This is a genomic window from Nocardiopsis sp. NPDC006198 (assembly GCF_040613895.1).
GTDB lineage: Bacteria > Actinomycetota > Actinomycetes > Streptosporangiales > Streptosporangiaceae > Nocardiopsis > Nocardiopsis tropica.
Map to the genome: position 1 here is coordinate 1 of NZ_JBEXSY010000050.1, position 21,454 is coordinate 21,454.

At 73.4% G+C, this 21,454-nt stretch carries 17 protein-coding genes; 6 read left to right on the plus strand and 11 right to left on the minus strand.

What is annotated here, in order from left to right:
• Positions 1–54: 54 nt before the first annotated feature.
• Complete coding sequence (locus ABZ234_RS25710) at positions 55–510, minus strand: hypothetical protein (protein WP_355013742.1); 456 nt, start codon at positions 508–510, stop codon at positions 55–57.
• A 339-nt stretch (positions 511–849) separates the two neighbouring features.
• A complete protein-coding gene (locus ABZ234_RS25715) occupies positions 850–1,374 on the minus strand; it encodes a hypothetical protein (protein ID WP_355013743.1) in 525 nt (174 codons plus the stop codon).
• 1,184 nt (positions 1,375–2,558) lie between these two features.
• Between ABZ234_RS25715 and ABZ234_RS25720 the strand changes: the two genes are divergently transcribed.
• Complete coding sequence (locus ABZ234_RS25720; RefSeq protein WP_017570862.1) at positions 2,559–3,227, plus strand: response regulator transcription factor; 669 nt, start codon at positions 2,559–2,561, stop codon at positions 3,225–3,227.
• A 68-nt stretch (positions 3,228–3,295) separates the two neighbouring features.
• Positions 3,296–4,582, plus strand: a complete 1,287-nt coding sequence (locus ABZ234_RS25725) for a HAMP domain-containing sensor histidine kinase (RefSeq protein WP_267948224.1) — start codon at positions 3,296–3,298, stop codon at positions 4,580–4,582.
• Positions 4,583–4,774: 192 nt separating this feature from the next.
• Here the strand turns inward: ABZ234_RS25725 and ABZ234_RS25730 are convergent, their stop codons facing one another.
• The 3 genes from ABZ234_RS25730 to wecB form a co-directional block, all read right to left on the minus strand.
• Complete coding sequence (locus tag ABZ234_RS25730; protein WP_267948223.1) at positions 4,775–6,988, minus strand: glycosyltransferase; 2,214 nt, start codon at positions 6,986–6,988, stop codon at positions 4,775–4,777.
• A 67-nt stretch (positions 6,989–7,055) separates the two neighbouring features.
• Entirely contained in the window at positions 7,056–8,849 is a 1,794-nt protein-coding gene (locus ABZ234_RS25735) for a hypothetical protein (protein ID WP_355013744.1), read from the minus strand.
• 333 nt (positions 8,850–9,182) lie between these two features.
• Positions 9,183–10,295 carry a UDP-N-acetylglucosamine 2-epimerase (non-hydrolyzing) gene (wecB, locus tag ABZ234_RS25740; RefSeq protein ID WP_267948221.1) on the minus strand — a complete coding sequence of 371 codons (1,113 nt, stop codon included), beginning with the start codon at positions 10,293–10,295 and terminating at the stop codon, positions 9,183–9,185.
• 230 nt (positions 10,296–10,525) lie between these two features.
• Between wecB and ABZ234_RS25745 the strand changes: the two genes are divergently transcribed.
• From ABZ234_RS25745 to ABZ234_RS25760, 4 genes are all read left to right on the plus strand, one after another.
• Complete coding sequence (locus tag ABZ234_RS25745; RefSeq protein ID WP_355013745.1) at positions 10,526–12,277, plus strand: glycosyltransferase family 4 protein; 1,752 nt, start codon at positions 10,526–10,528, stop codon at positions 12,275–12,277.
• 103 nt (positions 12,278–12,380) lie between these two features.
• Positions 12,381–13,748 carry a nucleotide sugar dehydrogenase gene (locus ABZ234_RS25750; protein WP_355013746.1) on the plus strand — a complete coding sequence of 456 codons (1,368 nt, stop codon included), beginning with the start codon at positions 12,381–12,383 and terminating at the stop codon, positions 13,746–13,748.
• Between the two features lie 273 nt (positions 13,749–14,021).
• Positions 14,022–15,194: a glycosyltransferase family 4 protein gene (locus ABZ234_RS25755; RefSeq protein ID WP_355013747.1), complete on the plus strand. Its 1,173-nt coding sequence runs from the start codon at positions 14,022–14,024 to the stop codon at positions 15,192–15,194.
• A gap of 91 nt (positions 15,195–15,285) precedes the next feature.
• A complete protein-coding gene (locus ABZ234_RS25760; RefSeq protein WP_267948217.1) occupies positions 15,286–15,891 on the plus strand; it encodes a malonic semialdehyde reductase in 606 nt (201 codons plus the stop codon).
• Between the two features lie 118 nt (positions 15,892–16,009).
• Here the strand turns inward: ABZ234_RS25760 and ABZ234_RS25765 are convergent, their stop codons facing one another.
• From ABZ234_RS25765 to ABZ234_RS25790, 6 genes are all read right to left on the minus strand, one after another.
• Positions 16,010–16,840, minus strand: coding sequence for a glycosyltransferase (locus tag ABZ234_RS25765; protein WP_267950254.1), 831 nt, complete (start codon positions 16,838–16,840; stop codon positions 16,010–16,012).
• 304 nt (positions 16,841–17,144) lie between these two features.
• Entirely contained in the window at positions 17,145–17,915 is a 771-nt protein-coding gene (locus tag ABZ234_RS25770) for a CDP-alcohol phosphatidyltransferase family protein (RefSeq protein WP_267948216.1), read from the minus strand.
• Positions 17,893–18,942, minus strand: coding sequence for an iron-containing alcohol dehydrogenase family protein (locus ABZ234_RS25775; RefSeq protein ID WP_267948215.1), 1,050 nt, complete (start codon positions 18,940–18,942; stop codon positions 17,893–17,895). Before ABZ234_RS25775 ends, ABZ234_RS25770 begins: the two co-directional genes overlap by 23 nt.
• A 5-nt stretch (positions 18,943–18,947) precedes the next feature.
• Complete coding sequence (locus ABZ234_RS25780) at positions 18,948–19,679, minus strand: phosphocholine cytidylyltransferase family protein (RefSeq protein ID WP_355013748.1); 732 nt, start codon at positions 19,677–19,679, stop codon at positions 18,948–18,950.
• A gap of 33 nt (positions 19,680–19,712) precedes the next feature.
• Complete coding sequence (locus ABZ234_RS25785) at positions 19,713–20,393, minus strand: DUF5941 domain-containing protein (protein ID WP_355013766.1); 681 nt, start codon at positions 20,391–20,393, stop codon at positions 19,713–19,715.
• 65 nt (positions 20,394–20,458) lie between these two features.
• Positions 20,459–21,442, minus strand: coding sequence for a hypothetical protein (locus ABZ234_RS25790; protein ID WP_355013749.1), 984 nt, complete (start codon positions 21,440–21,442; stop codon positions 20,459–20,461).
• Between the last annotated feature and the right edge of the window lie 12 nt (positions 21,443–21,454).

Sequence of the window (21,454 nt, forward strand, 5' to 3'; positions counted from 1 at the left end):
GGCAGGGGCCCGTCCGGGGCGTTCCCCGGGCGGGCCCCTGCCGCGCGGAGGGCGTCAGCAGCCGGGGAGGCCGGCGACCGGCTTCCAGGGCTCGGCGAGCCGGAGGGCCGTCGCGCTGACGAAGACGTCCCGGTTGGCGCTGTCGTCGGTGAGCACCCACCACGTGGAGTAGCGGCCGTCCCCGTCGGAGTGGGGCTGCCCCTCGGTCTGGCAGAAGAAGTAGTGGCGCCCGGCCGGCAGCACGGTCCCCGTGGGGTGCCCGGTGTCCCGCTGCCGGTAGGTGCGGGCCTCCCGCCAGGTGGAGTAGTAGTGGCGGACCGAGTAGGAGCCCGGGACCACGTGGACGTCGGACGCGCCGTGGTCCGCGGGCGCGGTGTGGTCCGCGGGCGCGGCGGCGGTCTCCTGCGGGGGCGGGTCCGCCGACGCGGCGGCGGCCGGCGCCGCCAGTGCCGTGGGGAGGGCGAGCGCCAGTACCGCCGTCGCCGTTCTCAGGATGCCTCTGTGTGCCATCGCCGTTCCTCGCGTCTTCCGGGACCGGCACCGCCGCGGCGTCACGGAACCGTCGTCCACAGGAGACGGTGGAACCTGGCACCGGGCCGGGTGGTCCTGGTGGAATGGATGCGGGGGGACCTGAATCCAGGCCAACCCCCTCCAACGCCACCATTGTCACGCAGAGTATTCACATCGTTGCTCAACGACACGAACTCCCCTCGCCCCCGGCCGGGCCGCTCCGACGCCGACCGCACTCCCACGCGTCCCGCCCGGCGCCCCGGACCGGCTCCCCTCGCCCCTGCCCCGGACCGGCACCTCCGGGCGGCCCGCAGGGTGTCGGACGGCCCGGCGCTCCCGTCAGGGGCAGCCCGCCGCCTCCCGGGTCGCCTCGGCCATGTCGTCGCGCTCACCCTGGTCCATGGCGTCGCCGTCGAACCAGATCAGCACGAAGTGGCAGGCCTCCTGGATGTCGGCGGCGGTGCTGTCCTCGCTCTCCTCCAGGGCCATGGCGGCGAACAGCGCGATCCCTGCGCCGTCGAAGGCGATCGCCCGCATCAGGTTGGTGTCCATGGCGGAGGTGCACTGGAAGAGGTTCTCCTCCTCGTTCTCCGCCGTGCAGATGTCGTCGGTGACGTCCACCCGCGCGTCGATGGGGAAGTCGCGGCGCAACTCGTCGACCAGGTCCTCCGCGGTGATGAGCTCCTCCGCCTCGACGGACGGCTCGTCCGTGGGGAGGGGCCGGCCGGTGGGCGGGGGCTCCTCCGAGGGGGAGGGCCCGGGCGTCGGCGACCCCTCCTCCGACGCCTCCCCGCCGGGCTCCTCGGAGGGCGCGGCCGCGGCGGCCCCTGCCGCGCCTCCGGTCACCCTCCAGCCGAGGGCCATGCCGCCGCCGAGGAAGGACGCGCCTGCCAGGACCGCGATGACGGAGAGGACGGCCAGGAGACCGGTGCCGTAGCGACCGGGCCGGGACGGCTGGGCGGGAGGCGGACCGAACGGCCCCTGCGGCCCCTGCGGCCCTTGGAAGGGGGGTGGGGGCTGCGGGGCTCCCTGGCCTCCCTGGAAGCCATGGCCGCTCGCAGACCCCTGGGCCCCTCGGCCCCCCGCGAAACCCTGGAAGCCCTGTTGCCCATGGGCTCCTTCAGTCCCCTGGGGCCCCTGGAAGCCCTGCGACCCCTGGACCCCATGCACCCCTTGAGGCCCCTGAGGCCCCTGGACCTCCCGGGCCCCCGGCGGAACCTGTCCGTGCGGGGGCGCATGGTGCTCCCCTAGCCCCTGCCCCGCCCCCGGGAGGGGCGGGCCGCCGGCCGGCTGCCCCTGGAGCGGCGGCGTCGGCGGCAGCGGCTGGAACCGCGGCTCCTGGCGGCCGGACCCCGGGCCGGGGTCGGGCGGGCCCCAGGCGGGGCCGGGCCCACCGGGAGGTGCGGCGCGGCGGTCCGCCCCAGGGACCCCGGGGACCCCGGAACCCTCCGGAGGGCCCTGGTCCCCCGGGGGACCGTGCGCCCCCGGGGCTTCCTGGCGGCCCTGCGGGTCCGGCGCGCCCGGCGCGCCCGGTGCGCCCGGTGCGCCCTGCGGGGCCGGTGCACCCTGCGGGCCCGGTGCGCCCGGTGCGCCCGGCGGACCCTCCGGCCCCTCGGTTCCGCGCGGCGGAGTACCGGGCCCGCCGTCCGACCCGTGTTCGTTGTGGGGGTTCACGTACAGACTCCTCGCTGTCGGGGGACGCCGGCTCGGGCGGGTTCGTCGGTGGGGCTGCCGGGGCGGGCGGGCGCCGGCGGGCTTCCCGCCCGCTTCACGACGCCTTACTACCCCTTTTGTTATGAATCCTCCCACTTTCCCATTCGGAGTGACCTTCAGGGGGGAGGCATGGGCGTGCACCCGGCCCCGAGGACCGATCCCGGGGCGCATGTACGACCAAGACTCCCATTTTCAACAAGTAAGTGCAAAGAAAAGTCTCATGAGAGCAAATCGAACCATTTGACCGGTATGGGATTAGAGTATTTTCAGCCAACCTTGGGACATCCGGCGCGCATAATAGGGAAATGCGCGACCCCGGACCTACGATCGACAACATGACCTGCGTTTTGCTGGCCGAAGACGATGTCTCGATCTCCGAGCCTCTCGCGCGCGCACTCCGTCGCGAGGGCTACACGGTGGACGTGACCGTCAACGGCATTGAGACACTCGACCGTGCCCGTGCGGGAGACATAGACCTGATGGTCCTGGATCTCGGGCTGCCCGAAATGGACGGGCTAGAGGTGGCACGTCGGCTCCGCGCCGAGGGCCACGGAACGCCGATCCTCATCCTGACCGCCCGCGCCGACGAGGTGGACACCGTCGTCGGCCTCGACGCGGGCGCCGACGACTACGTCACCAAGCCCTTCCGGCTCGCCGAACTCCTCGCCCGCGTCCGCGCGCTGCTGCGCCGGGGCGGCGCGGAGGTGCCCGTCGTGCACGGCGTGCGGATCGACAACGACTCCCGCCGCGCCTGGCTGGGCGAACGCGAACTCCAGCTGACCACCAAGGAGTTCGACCTCCTGCGCGTACTCGTGCGCGACGCGGGCAAGGTGGTGACCCGCGAGCAGATCATGCGCGAGGTGTGGGACACCAACTGGTGGGGTTCCACCAAGACACTCGACATGCACATCTCCTGGCTGCGCCGCAAACTCGGCGACGACGCCAACCAGCCCTCGTACATCACCACCGTCCGGGGCGTGGGCTTCCGGTTCGAGCGGGACTGACACGACCTTGGTTTCCGACGCGCTCAGCGCCGGTCGGCCCGGTCGGGGTCGGACGGACATGAGGTGACATGCGCAGGCGGATGGTTTTCTCCACCCTGGTGGTGACCGTCATCGCCGTCATGCTGCTGGGGCTGCCCCTCGGGGCTCTCACGTACAAACTGGTGCACGACGAGAGCAGCCGCCAGCTTCAGGGCGAGGCGGAGCTGATCGGTGCCGAGAGCGACACCATGCTCGAGGTCCACGGGCAGCTCTACCCCGACGAGTTCGACCGCGACCACCCGGCCCGGTTCATCCGGATCACGCCGGCGGGCGCCCCCTCGGGGGCGACGGCGGGGGACCCCGCCCTCGACCCGGAGAACCCCGGCGCGCCCGGTCTGCAGAAGGCCACGGCGACCACCGGCAGGGGGACGCTGGTCGAGGTGTGGACGAGCGCCGAGACGGTGCAGCAGAGCGTCGTGCGCGCCTGGCTGGGCATCGCCTCGCTGTCACTGCTGGCCATCGGCGTCGCCGTGGGGCTGTCCATGTTCCAGGCGCGGCGGCTCACGCTGCCGCTGGCGGACCTGGCCGCCACCGCCGAACGCCTCGGCTCGGGGGTCACCACGCCCTGGGGGCACCGCTACGGCATCCCCGAGGCCGACCGGGTGGCGGAGGTCCTGGACCGCAGCGCCGAGCGCATCGCGGGGCTGATCGCCACCGAGCGCCACTTCGCCACCGACGCCTCGCACCAGCTCCGCACCCCGCTCACGGCGCTGACGATGCGGCTGGAGGAGATCATCGCGGAGTCCGGCAACCCGGACGTGGTCCGCGAGGAGGGCGAGGCCGCCCTCGCCCAGACCGAACGCCTGGTGGAGACCGTGGAGAGCCTCCTCGGCAGGGCGCGCAAGAGCCAGAACCCCGAGGTGGAGGCGGTCGAGCTCGACCCCGTCCTCCACCACCTCCAGGCCGAGTGGCAGCCGGTCTTCCAGCAGGAGCGGCGCGAGCTGGTCATCACCGGAGTCTCCGGTCTGACCGCGGTGACGGTCCCCACCGACCTGACGCAGATCATCGCCACCCTGGTGGAGAACGCGTACAAGCACGGCGCCGGGACGGTGACCATCCGGCGCCTGGACACCGGGCAGTCGGTGCGCATCGAGGTCAGCGACGAGGGCGAGGGCGTGCCCGAGCACCTGTCCGGTCGGATCTTCGAGCGCGAGGTCAGCGGAGACGGCGGCACCGGCCTGGGGCTGGCCCTGGCCCGCCACATAGCCGAGTCCGAGGGGGCCCGGATCGAGCTGGTGCAGACGAGGCCGACCACCTTCGCGCTGTTCCTGCCCGCGGGTGCGGGCGGGCTGTCGAAGATGACCGGCCCGGTCTAGGGCGGTGGCCGACAGGGGCGCGGGGCCCCGCCCCTCCCCCGTGGTCCCGTGCTCATGGCGGCTCCGGGAGCCGAAACCGTCCACGAGTACAGGACCATCGGGGTCGGAGTCCCCCACGTCCCACCGGCCACGGTTCCGGTCGGCCTGCCGCCACCGGTCCCGGGCGCACCGGACCCCGTGCGCGTCCCGGGTTCAGGCGTCCGCGGGCGCGGCCGCCTGCGCCGTGTCCGGCACCTTGCCCCGCACCACCAGGTCGCTCCAGAGCGAGCGCACCCGGCCCAGCCCGTACGCCTCGGTCACCTCGGCGCGCGCCCGCTCGGCCTCGGCCGCGAACCCGCCCCCGCTGACCGTCTCGTGGATGGACTCGGCCATGGCGACGGCGTCGTCGTGGATCCAGTGCGGGTCGTAGATGGTGTCGGCGCCAGGCCACGGCAGCAGCGCGGGGATGCCGCCCGAGGCGGCGCACTCGGCGGGGGCCAGGTGGAACGACTCGTCGTCGCTGGTGGAGAGCATGAACCCCACCCGGCGCAGCCAGGTCGCCACGTCCGGGCCGAACGGGTCGAACACCACCCCGGCCGCGAGCCGCTCGTCGCGCTGGATCCGCCGGTAGACCCGCTCGAAGTAGGCGCGCTCCTCCGGCCGGTTCCAGATCCACCAGTAGTCCCACGGCTGCTTGGTCTTGACCGAGAGCGTGTACCGCGGGTCCATGCGGCGCAGCTCCGCGAGCACGTCGAGGCCCCGGTCCAGCCGCTTGCGCGACGGCGCGATCCCGACCATGCCCAGCGAGTACTCGGCGCCGGAGAGCTTGGGCCGGTCCAGCTGCTCGTCGTCCACCCAGTTGGGCACCACGACGACCTTGTCGGCGGGCCAGCCGGTCAGCTCCCGGGTGAGGTCGGCGTAGTGGGGGCTCACGCACACCACGGCGTCGACCTTGTCGATGTCGAGCTTGCGCGGCCACTCCGCGTACAGCTCGAACCGGTGCAGGCGCACCACCAGTCGCTGGTCGGGGCGCTTCCACTTGGAGTAGAACAGGGCGTTGGGCCCGCACCACTCGCAGATCACCACGTCCGCCCAGGCCGCCAGCTCGCGGGACCGGTACTGGTCGTGGCTGTTCAGCCCCTCCCACTCGTCGATGCGCACGTCCAGCCCGGGCAGGGAGTCCAGGTACTCGGCGAGACGGGTGAAGAACTTCATGTCGTGGCCGGCGACGACCACCTTGAGCGGCCGTTCGGTGTCGACCCCGGCCGGAGCCGGCGGCAGGGCCTCGGTGAGGTAGCCGCGCAGGCGTTCGGCCGCCCGTTCGAGCGTGTGGTCGGCGGCGGCGGCGCGGCAGCGCGCGGCGGCGTCGGCGTAGAGGGCCCGGTCGTGGTGGGCGCGGGCGACCACCTCGGCGACGGACTCGACGCCGGCCCCCGCGAACAGCGGGTAGTCGGCGCCGAGCATCGCCTCGTGCATGGGGGTGCGGTTGAGCACCACCGGCAGGCCGAGCGCGCCCAGCTCCAGCACCTTCGTGGACAGCTCCAGGCTGGCGTCCATGGAGGGGTCCCGCCAGGAGATCCCGAACCCGCACTCGGCGGCCTGGCGGAGCGCCTCCGCGCGCGGCATGCCGCCGCGCCAGTCCACCCCGGGGGTGCCCTCCAGCGCCTTGCGCATGCGCTTGGCCCAGTCCGCGGGCTCGGCGTGGATCTTGTCGCCGATCATCACCAGTTCGGCGTCCACGCCCCGCGCGGCCAGTTCGGCGGGGAGCGCGGTCATCTCCAGGGTGTTCCACGCGGGCGCGAACTTGCCGGTGTAGGCGAGGCGTGCGCGGGCGTGGACGGCGCCGTCGGCGCGCACGTCCTCGGGGACCACCACCACGGGCGGGAACAGCACCGAGCGGCCGCAGGCCGCCGACACCGACGACTCCAGGAAGGCCCGCAGCTCCTCCGTCTGGCAGAGCAGGAACCGGGACGCCACCGCGATCTGGGTGAGTTCGGCGGTGGCGGTCGCCGACAGCTCGCCCACGCTGTGGGGGAAGTCCGTCAGGTAGGTCCACAGCCTGCCCGCCAGCGCTTCCTCCTGCGCCGCAAGCCCGGCCAGGCGGCGGCCGCGCACCACCACCAGGTCGAACGGCTTGCGCTCGTGCTGCCGGGTGAGCAGGGTGACGGCCTGTTCCGGTGTGAGCCCGCGCGGGCCCAGGTCCGGCAGCAGCTTGTCCTCGTAGGGACGCAGCAGGCGGACCCCGGGGACCCTGGTGAGGGGCTCGGTCAGCCGGTCGGTGCGCACGGGTGCCTTCAGCAGCAGGGTGACCTCGCATCCGGCGGCGGCCAGGGCCTGCGCCATCGACTGCGCCCAGACAGCGGAGCCGTCGATGATGTTGAGGTCCACGTCCCCGTACAAGAGTGCGCGCGGAGGAGGTGTGCTCACGTTCTTCCCTTCGGATGCTTTCTGGTGGCCCGTGCGGGGCTGACGGCGCTGTCGGTGGGGTCGGGGTTCAACCGACGGCACCGGTGGAGGCGTCCGTGGAGTTGTACACGGCGTCCTCGTCGTCGGCGTCGGGGCCGGCGGGGCCGTTGTCCGGGCCCAGGGCGAGGAGCCTCGTGCCGCGCCGGTTCCACTCGTCCGGGTTCCAGCCGCGCCGCAGGAGGCGGGTGCGGGCGAGTTCCGGGACGACCTCGCTGACGAAGACGTACTGCGGCGCCCCCGTGTCCGGGCGGTCGAAGAAGCCGAGGTCCCCGGCCCCGTCGAGCGGGCTCCCGGGCCCGTGGCCGTCCCCCGCGCTGGCGCCGACGGCGTCGGCGTCGGAGCACTCCACGGCGCACACCAGGTCGGCGAGCCGGGTGGGGCTGAGAGGTCCGTTCCACAGGTGGGCCCAGGGGGCGGTGGCGCGTTCGGCGAGAGCCGCCCAGCGGTCCGGGCCGAGCCCTCCGACGCGCGGGACGGGGGCGCCGGGCGTGTTCCGGGTGAGCTCCTCGGGCGTGTCCGGGGCGCCGAAGCGGACGGTGCGCACGGTGATGCCCTCGGCCCGCAGGCGCTGGATGCCGGGGAGGCGCGACGCCGAGTGGGGCACGACGACCTCGGTGGGCCGCAGGACGGCCCCCGTCAGGTCGGAGGCGAGCAGGTCGGCCTCGGCCTCCCCCGCGGGGTCGGCGAGGACGGCGACGGAGCGGCCCCGGAGCGGGAGCTCCGAGCCGGGCGTGCCGGGCGGGAAGTCCAGGTCTCCCAGGATCTCGGCGAGGCGGACCGGGGTGGCCTCCTGGAGGAAGACCTTGCGGAGCCGGAGGCGCATCGCGGAGGGGGTGACCCGCTCCGCGCGCATGCGCGGCACGGAGACCGCGAGGGCCTCCCCGTGCGGGTTGGCCGCGTGCGGGACCGGGGAGTGGGTGATGACGCCGGCCCCGCACGCCCAGGCGCGGCGGCGGAGCCGGGTGTCGTCGGCCGGGAAGGCCGGGACGACGGCGACGTTGGCGGCGCGCAGGGCGTCGGCGAGGCCGGGCGAGTCGGCGTCCACGACCCCGGCTTCGAGCTCGGTGAGCACCTCGGGGACGGGGGCGTCGGGCGTCTCCCGGACGAACACGGCCTTCGGGCCGGGGGTCAGGTCGGCGGCGACCGGGTTGAACAGGTGCAGCGGGACCCCGGCGTCCCCGCGGTGGACCCGGTCGAAGCCGAGTTCGCGCAGGGCGGGCGGGGCCGGGGCGTCCTCGAGGAGCACCGTGGGGATGCCGCGCGCGGCGGCGGACTCCAGGACCCAGTGCAGGGCGCGGGTGCGGTCGGCGGCCGCCGGGTCCCCGACGTGCGCCCACGGCGATCCGGCGGCCGCGGCCGACGCCGAGACCAGGACCAGGTCGACGTCCACCCCGTCCATGACGATCTGGGCGTCGTGGGGGCGCAGCGGCACGGAGTGCAGGTAGGGGGACACGGCGTCCTGGATGGCGGAACCGACCACGGTGGCGACGACCAGCAGGTCCTCGCTGTTCCCGGCCATCCCGCTCAGGAGCCTGGCCTCCTGGCGGTCGGCGTCGAAGGAGCGGACCGGCTCGGCGCCGGGGCGGCGGCGCTGGACGTGCTGGGTGGTGCCGCTGCGCCGCCAGAGCCGGTAGAGGTCTCGCGGAAGTCTGACGAGGGATCGGCCGGGCCGCTTGGCGGCGGCCGTGAGCGCACGCCCCACCTGGAGTGAGGTGGAGTCCTCCACGGCGGCGAGCCGGGTGCGCGCCTCCTGGAGCTGGGCGTCGCGCTCGGCGAGGGCCTGTTTGAGCTGTTCGGTCTGGCTCTGTTCACGCCGTTTCACGGTCTGCCACCTTGCGTTCTGGTCGGATCGGCGAAACCACCGCGTCCGTCGGGTGTGTCGTGTCCGACGGAGCCGGGTGCTGCTCCCGGCGTGTCCCCGGCCGGGTGCGGATGCCCATGGAGAGGCGCGTCGAGGGCCGGGCGGGACGTCTGGACGGGACGGGGGAGGACGGGTGGGAGTGTGCCATGGGGGATCACCGGGACCGCTGCGCGGGTACCGGGACGACGCGGCGGCCGTCGCGGCGGGGACGCGGGGACGGGATCGGGGCGGAGCGCTGCCGGCCCTCCCTCGGCGGGGGGACCGGGCCGGGCCGTCGTGCGTGCGGCATCGGCGTCACCTGGACCACTGGGTGAGGACGGACGCGATGCGCTCCCCCGCCCGGCCGTCCCACAGGGGCGGGGTGTCGTCGCCGATCCGCTCGGGGGTCTGCCCGTGCAGGACCTTGGTGACGGTGGGGAGGAGGTCGGCCTCCGTGACGAGCTGGTTGGTGCCGTGGGTGATGGTGACCGGCCGTTCGGTGTTGGGCCGCAGGGTGAGGCAGGGGACCCCGAGGATCGTGGTCTCCTCCTGCACGCCGCCGGAGTCGGTGACCACTGCGGCGGCTCCGCGGGTGAGGGCGACGAAGTCGAGGTAGCCGAGGGGTTCGAGGAGGCGCACCCGCGGGTGGTCGCCGAGCCCGGCGCGGTCGAAGGCGGCCTTGCCGCGCGGGTGCACGGGCATGACCACGTCGGCGAGGTCGGCGATCTCGTGGAGGCGGGCGGTGAGGCGGGCCACGTTGTCGGGGTCGTCGACGTTCGCGGGCCGGTGCAGGGTCGCGGCGACGTAGCGCTCCGGCAGGCCGAGGCGGGCGCGCAGGGCGTCGGCGTCGAAGCGGTCGAGGTTGCCCAGGAGGGTGTCGATCATCGGGTTGCCGACCAGGTGGACCCGGTCCGGCGAGATCCCCTCGGCGGCGAGGTGCCCGATGGCCTCGGGGCTCGTGGCGAAGCACAGGTCGCTGAGCTGGTCGGTGACCCTGCGGTTGATCTCCTCGGGCATCGTGTTGTCGAAGGAGCGCAGGCCCGCCTCCACGTGCGCGACCGGGATGTGCAGCTTGGCGGCCACCAGGGCGGCGGCCACGGTGGAGTTGACGTCGCCGTACACGACCACCATGCCGGGCTCGCGCCTGCTGAACTCCTCCTCCAGGCCCACCATGAGCGCGGCGGTCTGCGCCGCGTGCGACCCGGAGCCGACGCCCAGGTCGACGTCGGGGGTGGGCAGGCCGAGGTCGCGGAAGAACACGGCCGACATGCGGTCGTCGTAGTGCTGTCCGGTGTGGACGACCGACTGGTGGGCTCCGCGCCCGCGAAGGGCGGAGACGACGGGCGCGGCCTTGACGAAGTTGGGGCGCGCGCCGACGACGTGCACGATCCCGGTGTCCTGGCTCCCAAGGGGGGCGCTCGTTGCCACGACTCTCACGTTTCCTTCTGTTGGGGTGTTCTTACCGTTGCCGAGGGGCGCGGTGCGCCGGGTCGGGCGGTGTTCCTTGCCCGAGCCGTCCCGTCCGTGTCGCCGTGGTGTCACCACGTGGTCACGTCCGCATGGTTGTGTGACTGACCGTGCATGACACCCAGACTCCCGAAACCCAGGTTCCCCGTCCGCGCACCCGCTGGCCGCGGGCGGTGACGTTCACCGTGTCGTTGGCCTGGCGACACCTGCGCTCCGATCCGGCGCGCCTGCCGCTGCTCGCGCTGCGGCTGGCGCCCGGTGCGCCGCGCCGGGCCGCACGCTCCCTGGCCGCCCGCCTGGGCGGCCGGGCCCGCGCCTACGCCCTGTGGGACCAGGGCCGGCGCGCGGAGGCCCGCGAGGCGGTGCTCGACGCCGCGGACGGGGCCTCGCCCCGCCGGGTGGGCCGCCTGGTGGCGGCCTGCCTGGCTGCGGGTGATGCCGATACCGCCCGTGAACTGGTCGAACGCCTCCCCCGGGGTGCGGCCCGCGAGGCCGCTGAGCACCGGACGGCGCTGGCGACGGGACGCGCTGTTCCCGCGTCTCCGTCCCCGTCGGCTGACCATCACGGAATCACGTTAACCCGCGGTGCCCGAACGCGGCCCGACGACACGGTGAACGCTCGGCGACCGGAGGCGCGAACAGGTGAACCGGGGGTCCCGGCCGGTGAACGCCGGCGTCCGGCGGACGGCGCGTCGGCCCCCGGCGACGGGCTCCGGGTGCTGCACCTGGTGACGAACGCCCTGCCGCACACCAACGCCGGGTACACCCAGCGCACCCACCGGATCGCGGTGGCCCAGCGCGAGGCCGGGATGGACGTGCACGTGGTCACCCGGGCGGGGTACCCGCTCACCAAGGGGGTCCGGGACCCGCGCACGCTGGTGCGGGTGGACGGTGTGACCTACCACCGGCTGATCCCGTGGACGGCCCCCGCCGACGCGGCCGGGGAGCTGGCGGTGGGGGTGCGGATGGCGTCGGAGCTGGTGGAGGCCGTGCGCCCGGACGTGCTGCACGCGGCGAGCAACCACCACAACGCCCGCCTGGCCCTGGAGCTGGGCCGCAGGTTCGACCTGCCGGTGGTGTACGAGGTGCGGGGGTTCCTGGAGGAGTCGTGGCTGTCCCGCGACCCCTCCAGGAGCGTGGACGACGCCTTCTACCGGGCCGAGCGCGCCGCCGAGACGGAGTGCATGCTGGCCGCCGACCTGGTGGTGACCCTGGGCGAGGCGATGCGGGCGGACATCGAGGCGCGCGGGGTGGCCCGGGAGCGCCTCCTGGTGGTGCCCAACGCGGTGGACGCGTCGTTCCTGGAGCCCCTGCCCCCGGGCGACGGAGTGCGGGCCGGCCTGGGGATCGGCGGGGCGGACTTCGTGGTGGGGACCACCACGAGCTGCTTCGGCTACGAGGGCCTGGACGTGCTGCTGGACGCCGTGGCGCTGATGCGCGAGCGCGGGGAGCCGGCCCACGCGCTGATCGTCGGGGACGGGCCGGAGCTCCCCGCCCTGCGCGCCCGTGCGGCGTCGCTGGGACTGGAGGGGGCCGCCCACTTCCCCGGCCGGGTGGCCGCCTCGGAGGTGCGGTCGCACCACGCCGCGCTGGACGTGTTCGCCGTGCCGCGCCGGGACGACCGGGTGTGCCGTGTGGTGACGCCCCTGAAACCCGTGGAGGCCATGGCGGGCGGGCTTCCCGTTGTGGCAAGCGATCTTCCGGCGTTGCGAGAGATTGTGGAACCGGGAGTGACTGGAGAGTTAATTCCCGCGGGCGAATCGGCACGTCTAGCTGATGTCCTGACAAATCTCGCCTACAGTCATGAAAAGCGAGCCGCCTACGGCCTCGCAGGTCGCAGCCTCGTCGGTGCCGACCGCACGTGGGCCGAGGCCGCATACCGCTACAACCAGGCGTATCGGGTTCTTATTCAGAAACTGTCCGAACCAGGCCAGAACCCGTGAGCAGAGGCAACACCTACCTACACTCGGACGCCCCGGGCACTGAGTAATGGCGGTCCTCGAAACTTGCGCCCGTTCACGAAATGAATGCGAGTGTGACCACGAAGTGGATGCCGCAGCCTCCAACCCAGCCCTTGTCCCCGAGCAGCCCGCCGCGGCGGTCAACGACCTCGTCGTCCTCGGACTCGGTTACGTCGGCCTGCCCCTGGCGGCCGAGGCCGTGTCCGCGGGGCTGAAGGTCACCGGCCTCGACGTGAGCGACCGAGTCGTCGACGGCCTCAACAGCGCGGTCTCCCACGTCGACGACCTCTCATCGGAAGACGTCGACCGCATGCTGGAGCGCGGGTTCACCGCGACCACGGACCCGGCCTGCCTGGCGGCGGCGCGCACCATCGTCATCTGCGTTCCCACGCCCCTGTCGCCCGAGGGCGGCCCCGACCTGGGCGCGGTCACCTCCGCGGCCCGGTCGATCGCGGCGCACCTCCAGCCGGGGACCCTGGTCATCCTGGAGTCCACCACCTACCCGGGCACCACCGACGAGGTGGTGCGGCCGCTGCTGGAGGAGTCCGGGCTGGTCGCCGGGGCCGACTTCCACCTGGCGTTCTCGCCCGAGCGCATCGACCCGGGCAACGCGACCTTCGGTGTGGCCAACACGCCCAAGGTCGTCGGCGGGCTCACGGAGGAGTGCGGCGAGGCCGCCGCCGTCTTCTACGGCAACTTCGTGGACACGGTGGTGCGCACCCGCGGGACCCGCGAGGCCGAGATGGCCAAGCTGCTGGAGAACACCTACCGGCACGTCAACATCGCCCTGGTGAACGAGATGGCCATCTTCTGCCAGGAGCTGGGCGTCGACCTGTGGGACTCCATCGCGGCGGCGGCCACCAAGCCGTTCGGCTTCCAGGCCTTCTACCCGGGTCCGGGCGTCGGCGGGCACTGCATCCCGATCGACCCGAACTACCTGTCGTACAAGGTCAAGACCCTCGGCTACCCGTTCCGCTTCGTCGAGCTGGCCCAGGAGATCAACAGCCGGATGCCGTCCTACGTCATCCAGCGGGCCCAGGAGCTCCTCAACGAGTCGGGGATGGCGCTGTCGCGGTCCAAGGTGCTGCTGCTCGGCGTCACCTACAAGGCCGACATCGCCGACCAGCGCGAGTCGCCGGCCCGGCCGGTGGCGCGCAAGCTGGCCGCCAAGGGCGCAACCCTCTCCTACCACGACCCGCACGTCGAGTCGTGGCAGGTGGACGGGGTGGACGTGCCCCGGTCCACCGACCTGGACCAGGCCATCGCCGAGGCCGACCTGACGATCCTGCTCACCGACCACGCCGAGTACCGGCCCAAGCGGCTGGAGGAGTACGCGCGACTGCTCCTGGACACCCGCGGCGTCCTGCGCCGTCCCGACCCCGAGGCCGGGACCGCGGCCGTGCCCGCCCAGGCGCGACGCCGTCCGAGGCGCGAGGGGATCCAGGTCCTGTGAACTGAGGCACGGGCCGGGGCGCCCCGAACCGCTCCCGGCCCGTGCGGGCCCCTGACCGGCACGCCGACGCGGACACCCACGGTGTCCATCGGCGTGCCTTGTCGTGTTCACCCGGCGCTCCTGGAAGGTTCACCCGATTCACCCCGCCTGGCCACCGCGCTTTCCTCGACCCGTTTCCGCTGGTGAATACCGTGTCGAACAGCACGTATCGCCATCACAAAGCGGATCATCTTCGTAGATGGCCCCATTCGGTGACACAGGTAGGTGAACTCGATGCACGCGCTTGTGGCCACGGTTGTGCACCACCCGGAGGACGCTCGGATCCTGCACAGGCAGATCCGCGCCCTGTTGGACGCGGGACACACGGTGACCTATGTGGCCCCGTTCCGGGAGTGCGGCGTGACCCCGTGGGCCGAGGTGCGCTCGGTGGACGTGCCGCGCGCCTCGGGCCGCGAACGGCTGACCTCGCTGCGCGCCGCCCGCGCGGTGCTCGCCGAGCACGCGCCCCACGCCGACCTCCTCCTCTTCCACGACCCCGAGCTGCTGCTGGCCCTGCCGGCGAAGCGGCCGGTGACGGTGTGGGACGTGCACGAGGACACGGCCGCCGCCCTGCTCACGAAGCCGTGGGTGCCCAAGCCGCTGCGGCGGCCCCTGGGCGGCGTGGTCCGGGCCTTCGAGCGGCGTGCGGAGCGCCGCATGCGGCTGCTGCTGGCGGAGGAGGGGTACCGCTCCCGCTTCCGGTGCGACCACCCTGTGGTGCCCAACACCACCGAGGTGCCGGAGATCCCCCTCCGCGCCCCCGGGGACGACCGGGTGGTCTACCTCGGGCACGTCTCGATGGCACGGGGCGCACGCGAGCTGGTCGAGCTCGGCCGGACGCTCCGCCCCCACGGGGTGCGGCTGGAGGTCATCGGCGGGGCCGACGTCGGCGTGCGGCCGATGCTCCGCGAGGCCCAGCAGGAGGACGCCCTGGACTGGTACGGGTTCGTGCCCAACGACCGGGCGCTGCGCATGTGCGCGGGCGCCCTGGCCGGGGTCAGCCTGCTGCACGACACCCCGAACTACCGGCACTCGATGCCGACCAAGGTCGTGGAGTACATGGCGCACGGCCTGCCCGTCGTGACGACGGCGAACCCGATGGCGGAGGGCCTGGTGACGGGGCGCCCGGAGGGCCCCGCCGGTCTGGTCGTCCCGTTCGGGGACGTGCCGGCCGCCGCGGAGGCGGTACTGCGGCTGAAGCGCGACGGGGAGCTGCGCGAGCGGCTGGCCCGGACGGGGCACGAGATCGCGCAGGCGTCCTACCACTGGCCGGTCCAGGCCAGGGTGTTCGTGAAGCGCCTGGAGGCATGGGTGGACGAGGCGGCCGGCCCGGTCCCCGTCGTCCCCCTCCCGAGGGGGGCGCAGGGCACAGGGATCCGTGAAGGAAGCCACACCTACCAGCCCTGAGAAATATCTTCCTAGTCAACTAGGTTGTTGCTCGTGCCGGAGCGCTTTTTCGGCATTCTCCCTGATCACGAGCACGACCGAGGTATGACACATGAGTGAGACGCTGGTTCTCGACAAGGCCGCGCAGGACCTCCTGTTCCGCGACGCCCGCACCGCCAACTCCTTCACCGACGAGCCGGTGACCGACGAGCAGGTGCGCGCGATCCACGACCTCGTCAAGTACGGGCCGACCGCCATGAACAACCAGCCGCTGCGGGTCACCGTCGTGCGCTCGCCGGAGGCCCGCGAGCGCCTCGTCCCGCACATGGCGGGCAACAACGCGCCGAAGACCTCGACGGCCCCGCTCACGCTGATCCTGTCCGCGGACAGCGACTTCCACGAGCACTTCCCGAAGACGTTCCCCGTGGCCCCGGACGCCCGCGACAACTTCGCCGGGATGCCCGTCGAGGCCCGCGAGACCATGGCCGCCCAGAACACCCTCCTCCAGATCGCGTACCTGATCGTCGGGGTCCGCGCCGCGGGCCTGGCCGCCGGCCCCATGACCGGCTTCGACGCCGAGGGGGTGCGCCGGGAGTTCTTCGGCGAGGACTCCCCGCTCCGGCCGCTGGTCGTCATGAACATCGGCAACCCCGGCCCGGACGCCTGGTTCGACCGCCTCCCCCGCCTGGACTTCGAGGAGGCCTTCACCGAGGTCTGACCCGCACCACGACCGAGGGGCCGGACACTCGCGAACGGTGTCCGGCCCCTCTGCCGTGTCCGGTCCGGCCCGTCGCGACCGCCCTCCGCACGGCGGGGCGGTCGGTCGCCGTCCGGGGTCAGATGACCGGCGGGCGCCCGGCCCGGGTCATCCGCCACGCGGTCGACCAGCGGATCGGGGTGCGCGGGCCGGCGTCCTCGCGCCAGCCCTCGCGGAACCCGGCGAACCACGAGCGCAGCGCGGCGCGGTCGCGCTCGCGCAGCACCGTCAGCCCCACCCAGGTGCCGAGGTAGGCGAAGGCGAGGGGCCACGGGAGGTTGCGGCGGGCCAGCCACACCCGGTTGCGGGCGTTGAGCCGGTAGAAGTTCTCGTGCCGGGTCGGCGCCACCGCGGGGTGGTACATGACCGCGTCGGCGTCGTACTCGATCGTGTAACCGGCGTCCATGATGCGCCAGGCGAGGTCGGTCTCCTCGTGGGCGTAGAAGAAGTCGCCGGGCAGCCCCCCGCCGGCCTCGAAGGCCGTGCGGCGGATGGCGCAGGCCCCGCCGAGGAACGTGGTGACCACGCTCGACTCACGGGAGTCCCCCACGCGCAGGCGCGGCACGTGGCGGCGCTGGTCGGGGCCGCCGTCGGGGTCGGCGATCCGGAAGGACAGCGCGCCCAGCGACGTGTCGGCGGCGAACCGCTCCCGCACGTGGCGGGCCAGGTCGGTCGAGCGGTACCAGCCGTCGTCGTCCAGGAAGAGGATGATGTCGCCGTCGGTGGCCTTGACCCCGTGGTTGCGCCCCTCGGGGATGCCCACGTTCTCCGGGAGGAGCACCGTGGTCACACCCTCGGGCATCTCCGGCAGCTGCGCCCCGTTGCTGACCACCACGACCTCGACGTCCGCGTCCTCCTGCTCGAACACGCTGGTGATCGCGCGGCGCAGCTCGGCGGGGCGGGTGCCCATCGTCAGCAGGACGCAGGAAAGTGTGGGCTTGCTGCTACCGGACACCTGGGCGCGGCTCCGTTCGGCTCTTGGCGCTCGGGAGACCTCAGCCGCGGACGTCGCGGTGTCAGACGCGGGTGGGATCACGGGTGTGGCCATGTTTGCGACCGTTCAGTGGACGACATGCTGCTGGCAGGTTGACACCCGCCAACATTCGCAGAAACAGACTAACGAAAGAATAAAAGGGAGGTGTACGGGGCCGTGGACGGGGTAACCGACCGCGGCCCCGTGGGAGGGGCGGCTCACCGGCGCGGCGGCCGGCGGTTCACTCCAGGCGCCGGGAGGCGAGGACGCTCACGAAGTGGGCGAAGCTCATCACCACGGCCACGAACGCGCACGCCGCCACCAGGAAGCGGGTGGCGGCCAGGTCGCCGAGGAAGGCGTCCACCACGGCGGCCGCCACGATGATCAGGGACAGCTCCACCGCCTGGATGAGCCGGTGGACCTTGAGGGCGGAGGCCAGGCGGCGCGCCAGGCCCAGCCCGGAGGAGCGCGGCCGCATCGCCTCGTCCGAGACCTTCTCGGGCAGCCCGGCCTTGGCGCGGGCCACCACGACGTTGTCGGTCTCGGCCTTGATCAGGGCGACGCCGATCGCCGCGGCCATGCCCAGGATCACCCAGCCGCCCGCCTCCCACTCGCCCTGGGCGCGGATGCCCAGGCCGATGAGGAGCGCGATCTCGGACACGTAGTGCCCGATCCGGTCCAGGTAGATCCCCGCGACGCTGGTGCGCCCGGTGTACCTGGCCACCTCGCCGTCGGAGCAGTCCAGCAGGAGGTAGACCTGGATGAACACCGCCGCGAGGACGGCCGACCACAGTCCGCCGAACGCGACGACCACCCCGGACAGGACCCCGAACGCCATCATCAGGTAGGTGATGGGGTTGGGCGGGACGCGCAGCCGGACGAAGAACGTCGTCAGGTACGGGGAGATGTCCCGCATGTAGAGGCGGCCGGCCCAGTGCTCCTCGTTGGTCCGCTCCTTGATGCCGGCGGGCTGGCCCCCTGCTCGGACCTCAGCGACCGACGGCTTCGACATAGTCCTTGACGCTCCGTCCGATCTCGTCCTCGGAGAGGTTCAGGTGTTCCAGGATGGTGAACCGGCCCGGCCGGGTGTCCGGCGCGTGGGCCACCGCCCGCGCGAACGCCGCCTCGTCGAGGCCGACGTCCGAGGGGACGACGGGCAGTTCGTGGCGGATCAGGCAGTCGCGGATCTCGTTCATCCGCGACTCCGACCAGCCCAGGTGCCGCACCCGCAGGAAGGACGCGTAGAGCGCGCCCAGTCCGGCGAGCTCGCCGTGGTTGCTGACACCCGGGTGGAGCTGGGTGACCGCGTGCAGGATCTCGTGGCACGCGCCGCTGGCGGGCCTGCTGGACCCGGCGACCGACATGGCCATCCCGGAGAGCACGAGGCCCTCGGCGAGCACGGTGAGGAACGCGTCGGACTCCACCGAGTCGGGGCGGTGCAGGACCGCCTCGGCCGCGACCCGGGCGAAGGTGACGGCCATGCCGTCCACGGGTTCGCCGTTGACGCGGCCGGCCAGCTCCCAGTCCTCGATGGCCGAGATGTTGCTGACCACGTCGCCGATGCCCGAGCGCACCAGGTGCGGGGGGGCCGCGCGGACGTAGTCGACGTCGATGACGACGGCGATGGGCATGGTGACGCCGATGGACGGCTTGCCGCCCTCGTGCTCCAGGGAGCTGACGGGGGAGGCGATGCCGTCGTGGGCGAGGTTGGTGGCCACGGCCACCATGGGGATGCCCGCCATGGTCGCGGCGAACTTGGTGACGTCGATGGTCTTGCCGCCGCCGATGCCCGCGACCGCCTCGTACGCGCCGGAGCGGAGCTTCTTGCCCAGCTCGTTGGCGGCGTCGACGGTGCCCTCCTCGACGTGGAAGACCTCGCAGTTGGGCAGGTCCAGGTCGGCGGCGATCTGCGCGCCCTGCCCCGGGCCGACGGCCACGGCGATGCGGCCCTCGGTGGCGATCCGCCGGTCGGCGAGCAGCGTCCCGAGGGAGGAGACCGCCCCCCGCCGCACGTCGATCGCCAGCGGGGAGGGGAGCATTCGGGCTAGTAGCGGCACGCGATCTCCCTGGCCTTGGCGAGGTCGTCGTGGTTGTCGACCTCGACCCAGTCCACCTCGCCGATGGGCGCCACGGCGACCTTCTCGCCCCGGTCGACCAGCTCCTGGTAGCCGTCCTCGTAGTAGAGCTGCGGGTCGCGCTCCCAGGTGGCCTTGAGGGCGTCGGCGAGACGGGGGGCCAGGGACCCCTCGATGAGGGTGGCGCCGATGTACTCGCCGGCGGCGGTGGCCGGGTCCATGAGCTTGGTGATGTTCCTGAGGTGGCCGCCCTCGTCGAGGGTCACCTTCATCTCCTCGTCGGCGAGGCTTTTCACGTTGTCCACCGCGAGGAGGAGCTCAGGTCCCCGGGCGGCGAGTAGCGTTTCCTCGACGCTCACCGGGTGGACGGTGTCGCCGTTGACCAGGAGGACGCCCTCGGAGAAGAACTCGCGCGCGGTCCACAGGGAGTAGGCGTTGTTCCACTCCTCGGCCTTGTCGTTGTAGCTGAGGGTGAGCTTGACGCCGTGGCGCTCCTCCAGGGCCTCCTTGCGCGCCTCGACGGCCTCCGCGCGGTAGCCGACCACGACGACGACGTCGGTGAGCCCGGCCGCCGCCAGGTTGCGCAGCGAGATGTCCATGATGGTCGTCTCGCCGTCGACTGGCACCAGGGCCTTGGGCAGGGTGTCGGTGTAAGGACGCAGCCGGCGCCCCGCGCCTGCGGCGAGAACCATTCCGAGCATGAGGGCGTGTTCCTCCTTGTGTCGGGGAGGCTGTCACGCCTCCCCGTTCGTTCCGGCGGCCGGTTGGCCCCCGTCTCCGTCTCCGCTGCCGGGTCGGGAGATCCGGGGATCTCCAGGGCCCGTGTCGCCACCGCCGGGGGGAGCGGTGGTCCTGGTGAGCACGTCGGTCACCGGTGCCGCACTCCAGGTGCGCACGGACTCCCGCACGAGCAGCACCGCCAGGTATCCGGCGAGTATGCCGTAGGCGGGGGTGAGCGCGTGGAGCGCGCCCCCGGCGGCGACGGCGAGCATGCGGCCGTCCCACCCGAGTGCCGCGCCGCGCACCCACGCCGGTCTGGCCGTGCCGGCCATGGGGCGTGCCACGTCGTCGCGATGGTGGCAGACGACTGCCACCAAGAGTACGAACACCAGGGGACCTGGTACGCCGGACGCCAGTCCCAGCACCGCCAGAAAGGTGTACTCGGTGGCACGGAGGACGGGTGGTACGAGCCAGTCGGACCGTCCGTCGTGGGGGTGGCCGGAGGTCAGTCCGGACAGTAGCAGGGCAGCGACCGGTGCGAACAGGGTAATGCCTGCCAAGTGTCCTCGGTCTGCCACGAGGAGTGTTCCGACGACCAGCGCCCCGGCGAGCGCGGGCAGCAGGGGAGGTACGGCGCCCGGCGCGATCCGGCCCAGCAGGTACGACATGTGACCGTCATCACGGAGAAATCGCAGGTCCGGAGCGGTGGGGACACGCCCTCCCCCGGTGTGCGCCCCGGTCGCGCCCGCCCCGACCCGGCTCACCGGCGCACCCCGCGCGCGGTGGGGTCGACGAGTTCCCCGGTGACGGCGATCGCGCAGCCCACGATGAGGGTGACGAAGGCGACCCGCGCGTCCCAGACCGTGGCGGTCACCGCGATCACCAGGAAGCGCGTCGGCTGGGAGAAGGCGGTGAGCCGCCGGGCCGGGGCGGTCGGCGCCGGGTCCGGCCGGAGGGCCCCGGTCCGGGCGTCCGGCGCTCCGCGGCCCGCGCCCTCCCCCGCGCCGGGGGTGCGGCGGGGGCCGGCCCCGGCCGTGCGGTACCCGGCGGGTTCGGCCTCACGCGGCCGGGGCGGGACCCCGTCGAGCCGGACCCCCGCGGCGGCCGCGCCGTCGGGGCCCGCCCCCGGGACCCGGCCGCGGGCCCCGGGCGAACGGGGTCCGGGCGAACAGGCCCCGGGCGAACGGGGCCCCGGGGCCGCGGCGCCGAGCAGCCGGCTCGTCAGCCCGGGGTCGCTGTCGCGCGGGGGACGGGTGGGACAGCAGGGCGCGAATCCACCCAGGAGGCCGCCAGCGCGCCCCTGGGAGGACAGCGGGGCGGGTTTCACGTTCCGCCCCGGGGAGGCCGCGACCGGGGCCTCGTGGGCCGCCAGGAGCGAGTCCCGCAGGGCCAGTGCGACGAGCGCGCCCGCCGCCCAGCCCCACGCGCCCCCGAGGCCCGCCAGGACGGCGCCGGCGGCCAGGCCCAGGTAGACCACGCACTCCCGCAGCTGCGACAGCATCGCCGCCAGCCACAGGGTGAGGGCGTCCCCGCGGTCGGCCCGCATGCGCGCGCGGACGGCGTCGCAGAACAGGACCGCCGCCAGGAAGGCCGACCCGGCCAGGCCGCCGACCGTGTCGGCCCGGGAGAACCAGACCGCGGCGCCGACCGCCCCGACGACGCCGATCCTGGTCACCCCGGCCCGGGTGACGTGTCTGCGTTCCAACATCCGCGCGGCCGACCGCGCCAGCGTGCCGTAGACCATGGGTGCCCTCCC

Coding starts and splice junctions, on each gene's coding strand:
- ABZ234_RS25780 (WP_355013748.1), bottom strand. CDS start 19,679: ATGCTCGGAATGGTTCTCGCCGCAGGCGCGGGGCGCCGGCTGCGTCCT.
- ABZ234_RS25720 (WP_017570862.1), top strand. CDS start 2,559: ATGACCTGCGTTTTGCTGGCCGAAGACGATGTCTCGATCTCCGAGCCT.
- ABZ234_RS25755 (WP_355013747.1), top strand. CDS start 14,022: ATGCACGCGCTTGTGGCCACGGTTGTGCACCACCCGGAGGACGCTCGG.
- ABZ234_RS25775 (WP_267948215.1), bottom strand. CDS start 18,942: ATGCTCCCCTCCCCGCTGGCGATCGACGTGCGGCGGGGGGCGGTCTCC.
- ABZ234_RS25765 (WP_267950254.1), bottom strand. CDS start 16,840: ATGGGCACCCGCCCCGCCGAGCTGCGCCGCGCGATCACCAGCGTGTTC.
- ABZ234_RS25710 (WP_355013742.1), bottom strand. CDS start 510: ATGGCACACAGAGGCATCCTGAGAACGGCGACGGCGGTACTGGCGCTC.
- ABZ234_RS25770 (WP_267948216.1), bottom strand. CDS start 17,915: ATGTCGAAGCCGTCGGTCGCTGAGGTCCGAGCAGGGGGCCAGCCCGCC.
- ABZ234_RS25790 (WP_355013749.1), bottom strand. CDS start 21,442: ATGGTCTACGGCACGCTGGCGCGGTCGGCCGCGCGGATGTTGGAACGC.
- ABZ234_RS25725 (WP_267948224.1), top strand. CDS start 3,296: ATGCGCAGGCGGATGGTTTTCTCCACCCTGGTGGTGACCGTCATCGCC.
- ABZ234_RS25715 (WP_355013743.1), bottom strand. CDS start 1,374: ATGGCCCTCGGCTGGAGGGTGACCGGAGGCGCGGCAGGGGCCGCCGCG.
- ABZ234_RS25760 (WP_267948217.1), top strand. CDS start 15,286: ATGAGTGAGACGCTGGTTCTCGACAAGGCCGCGCAGGACCTCCTGTTC.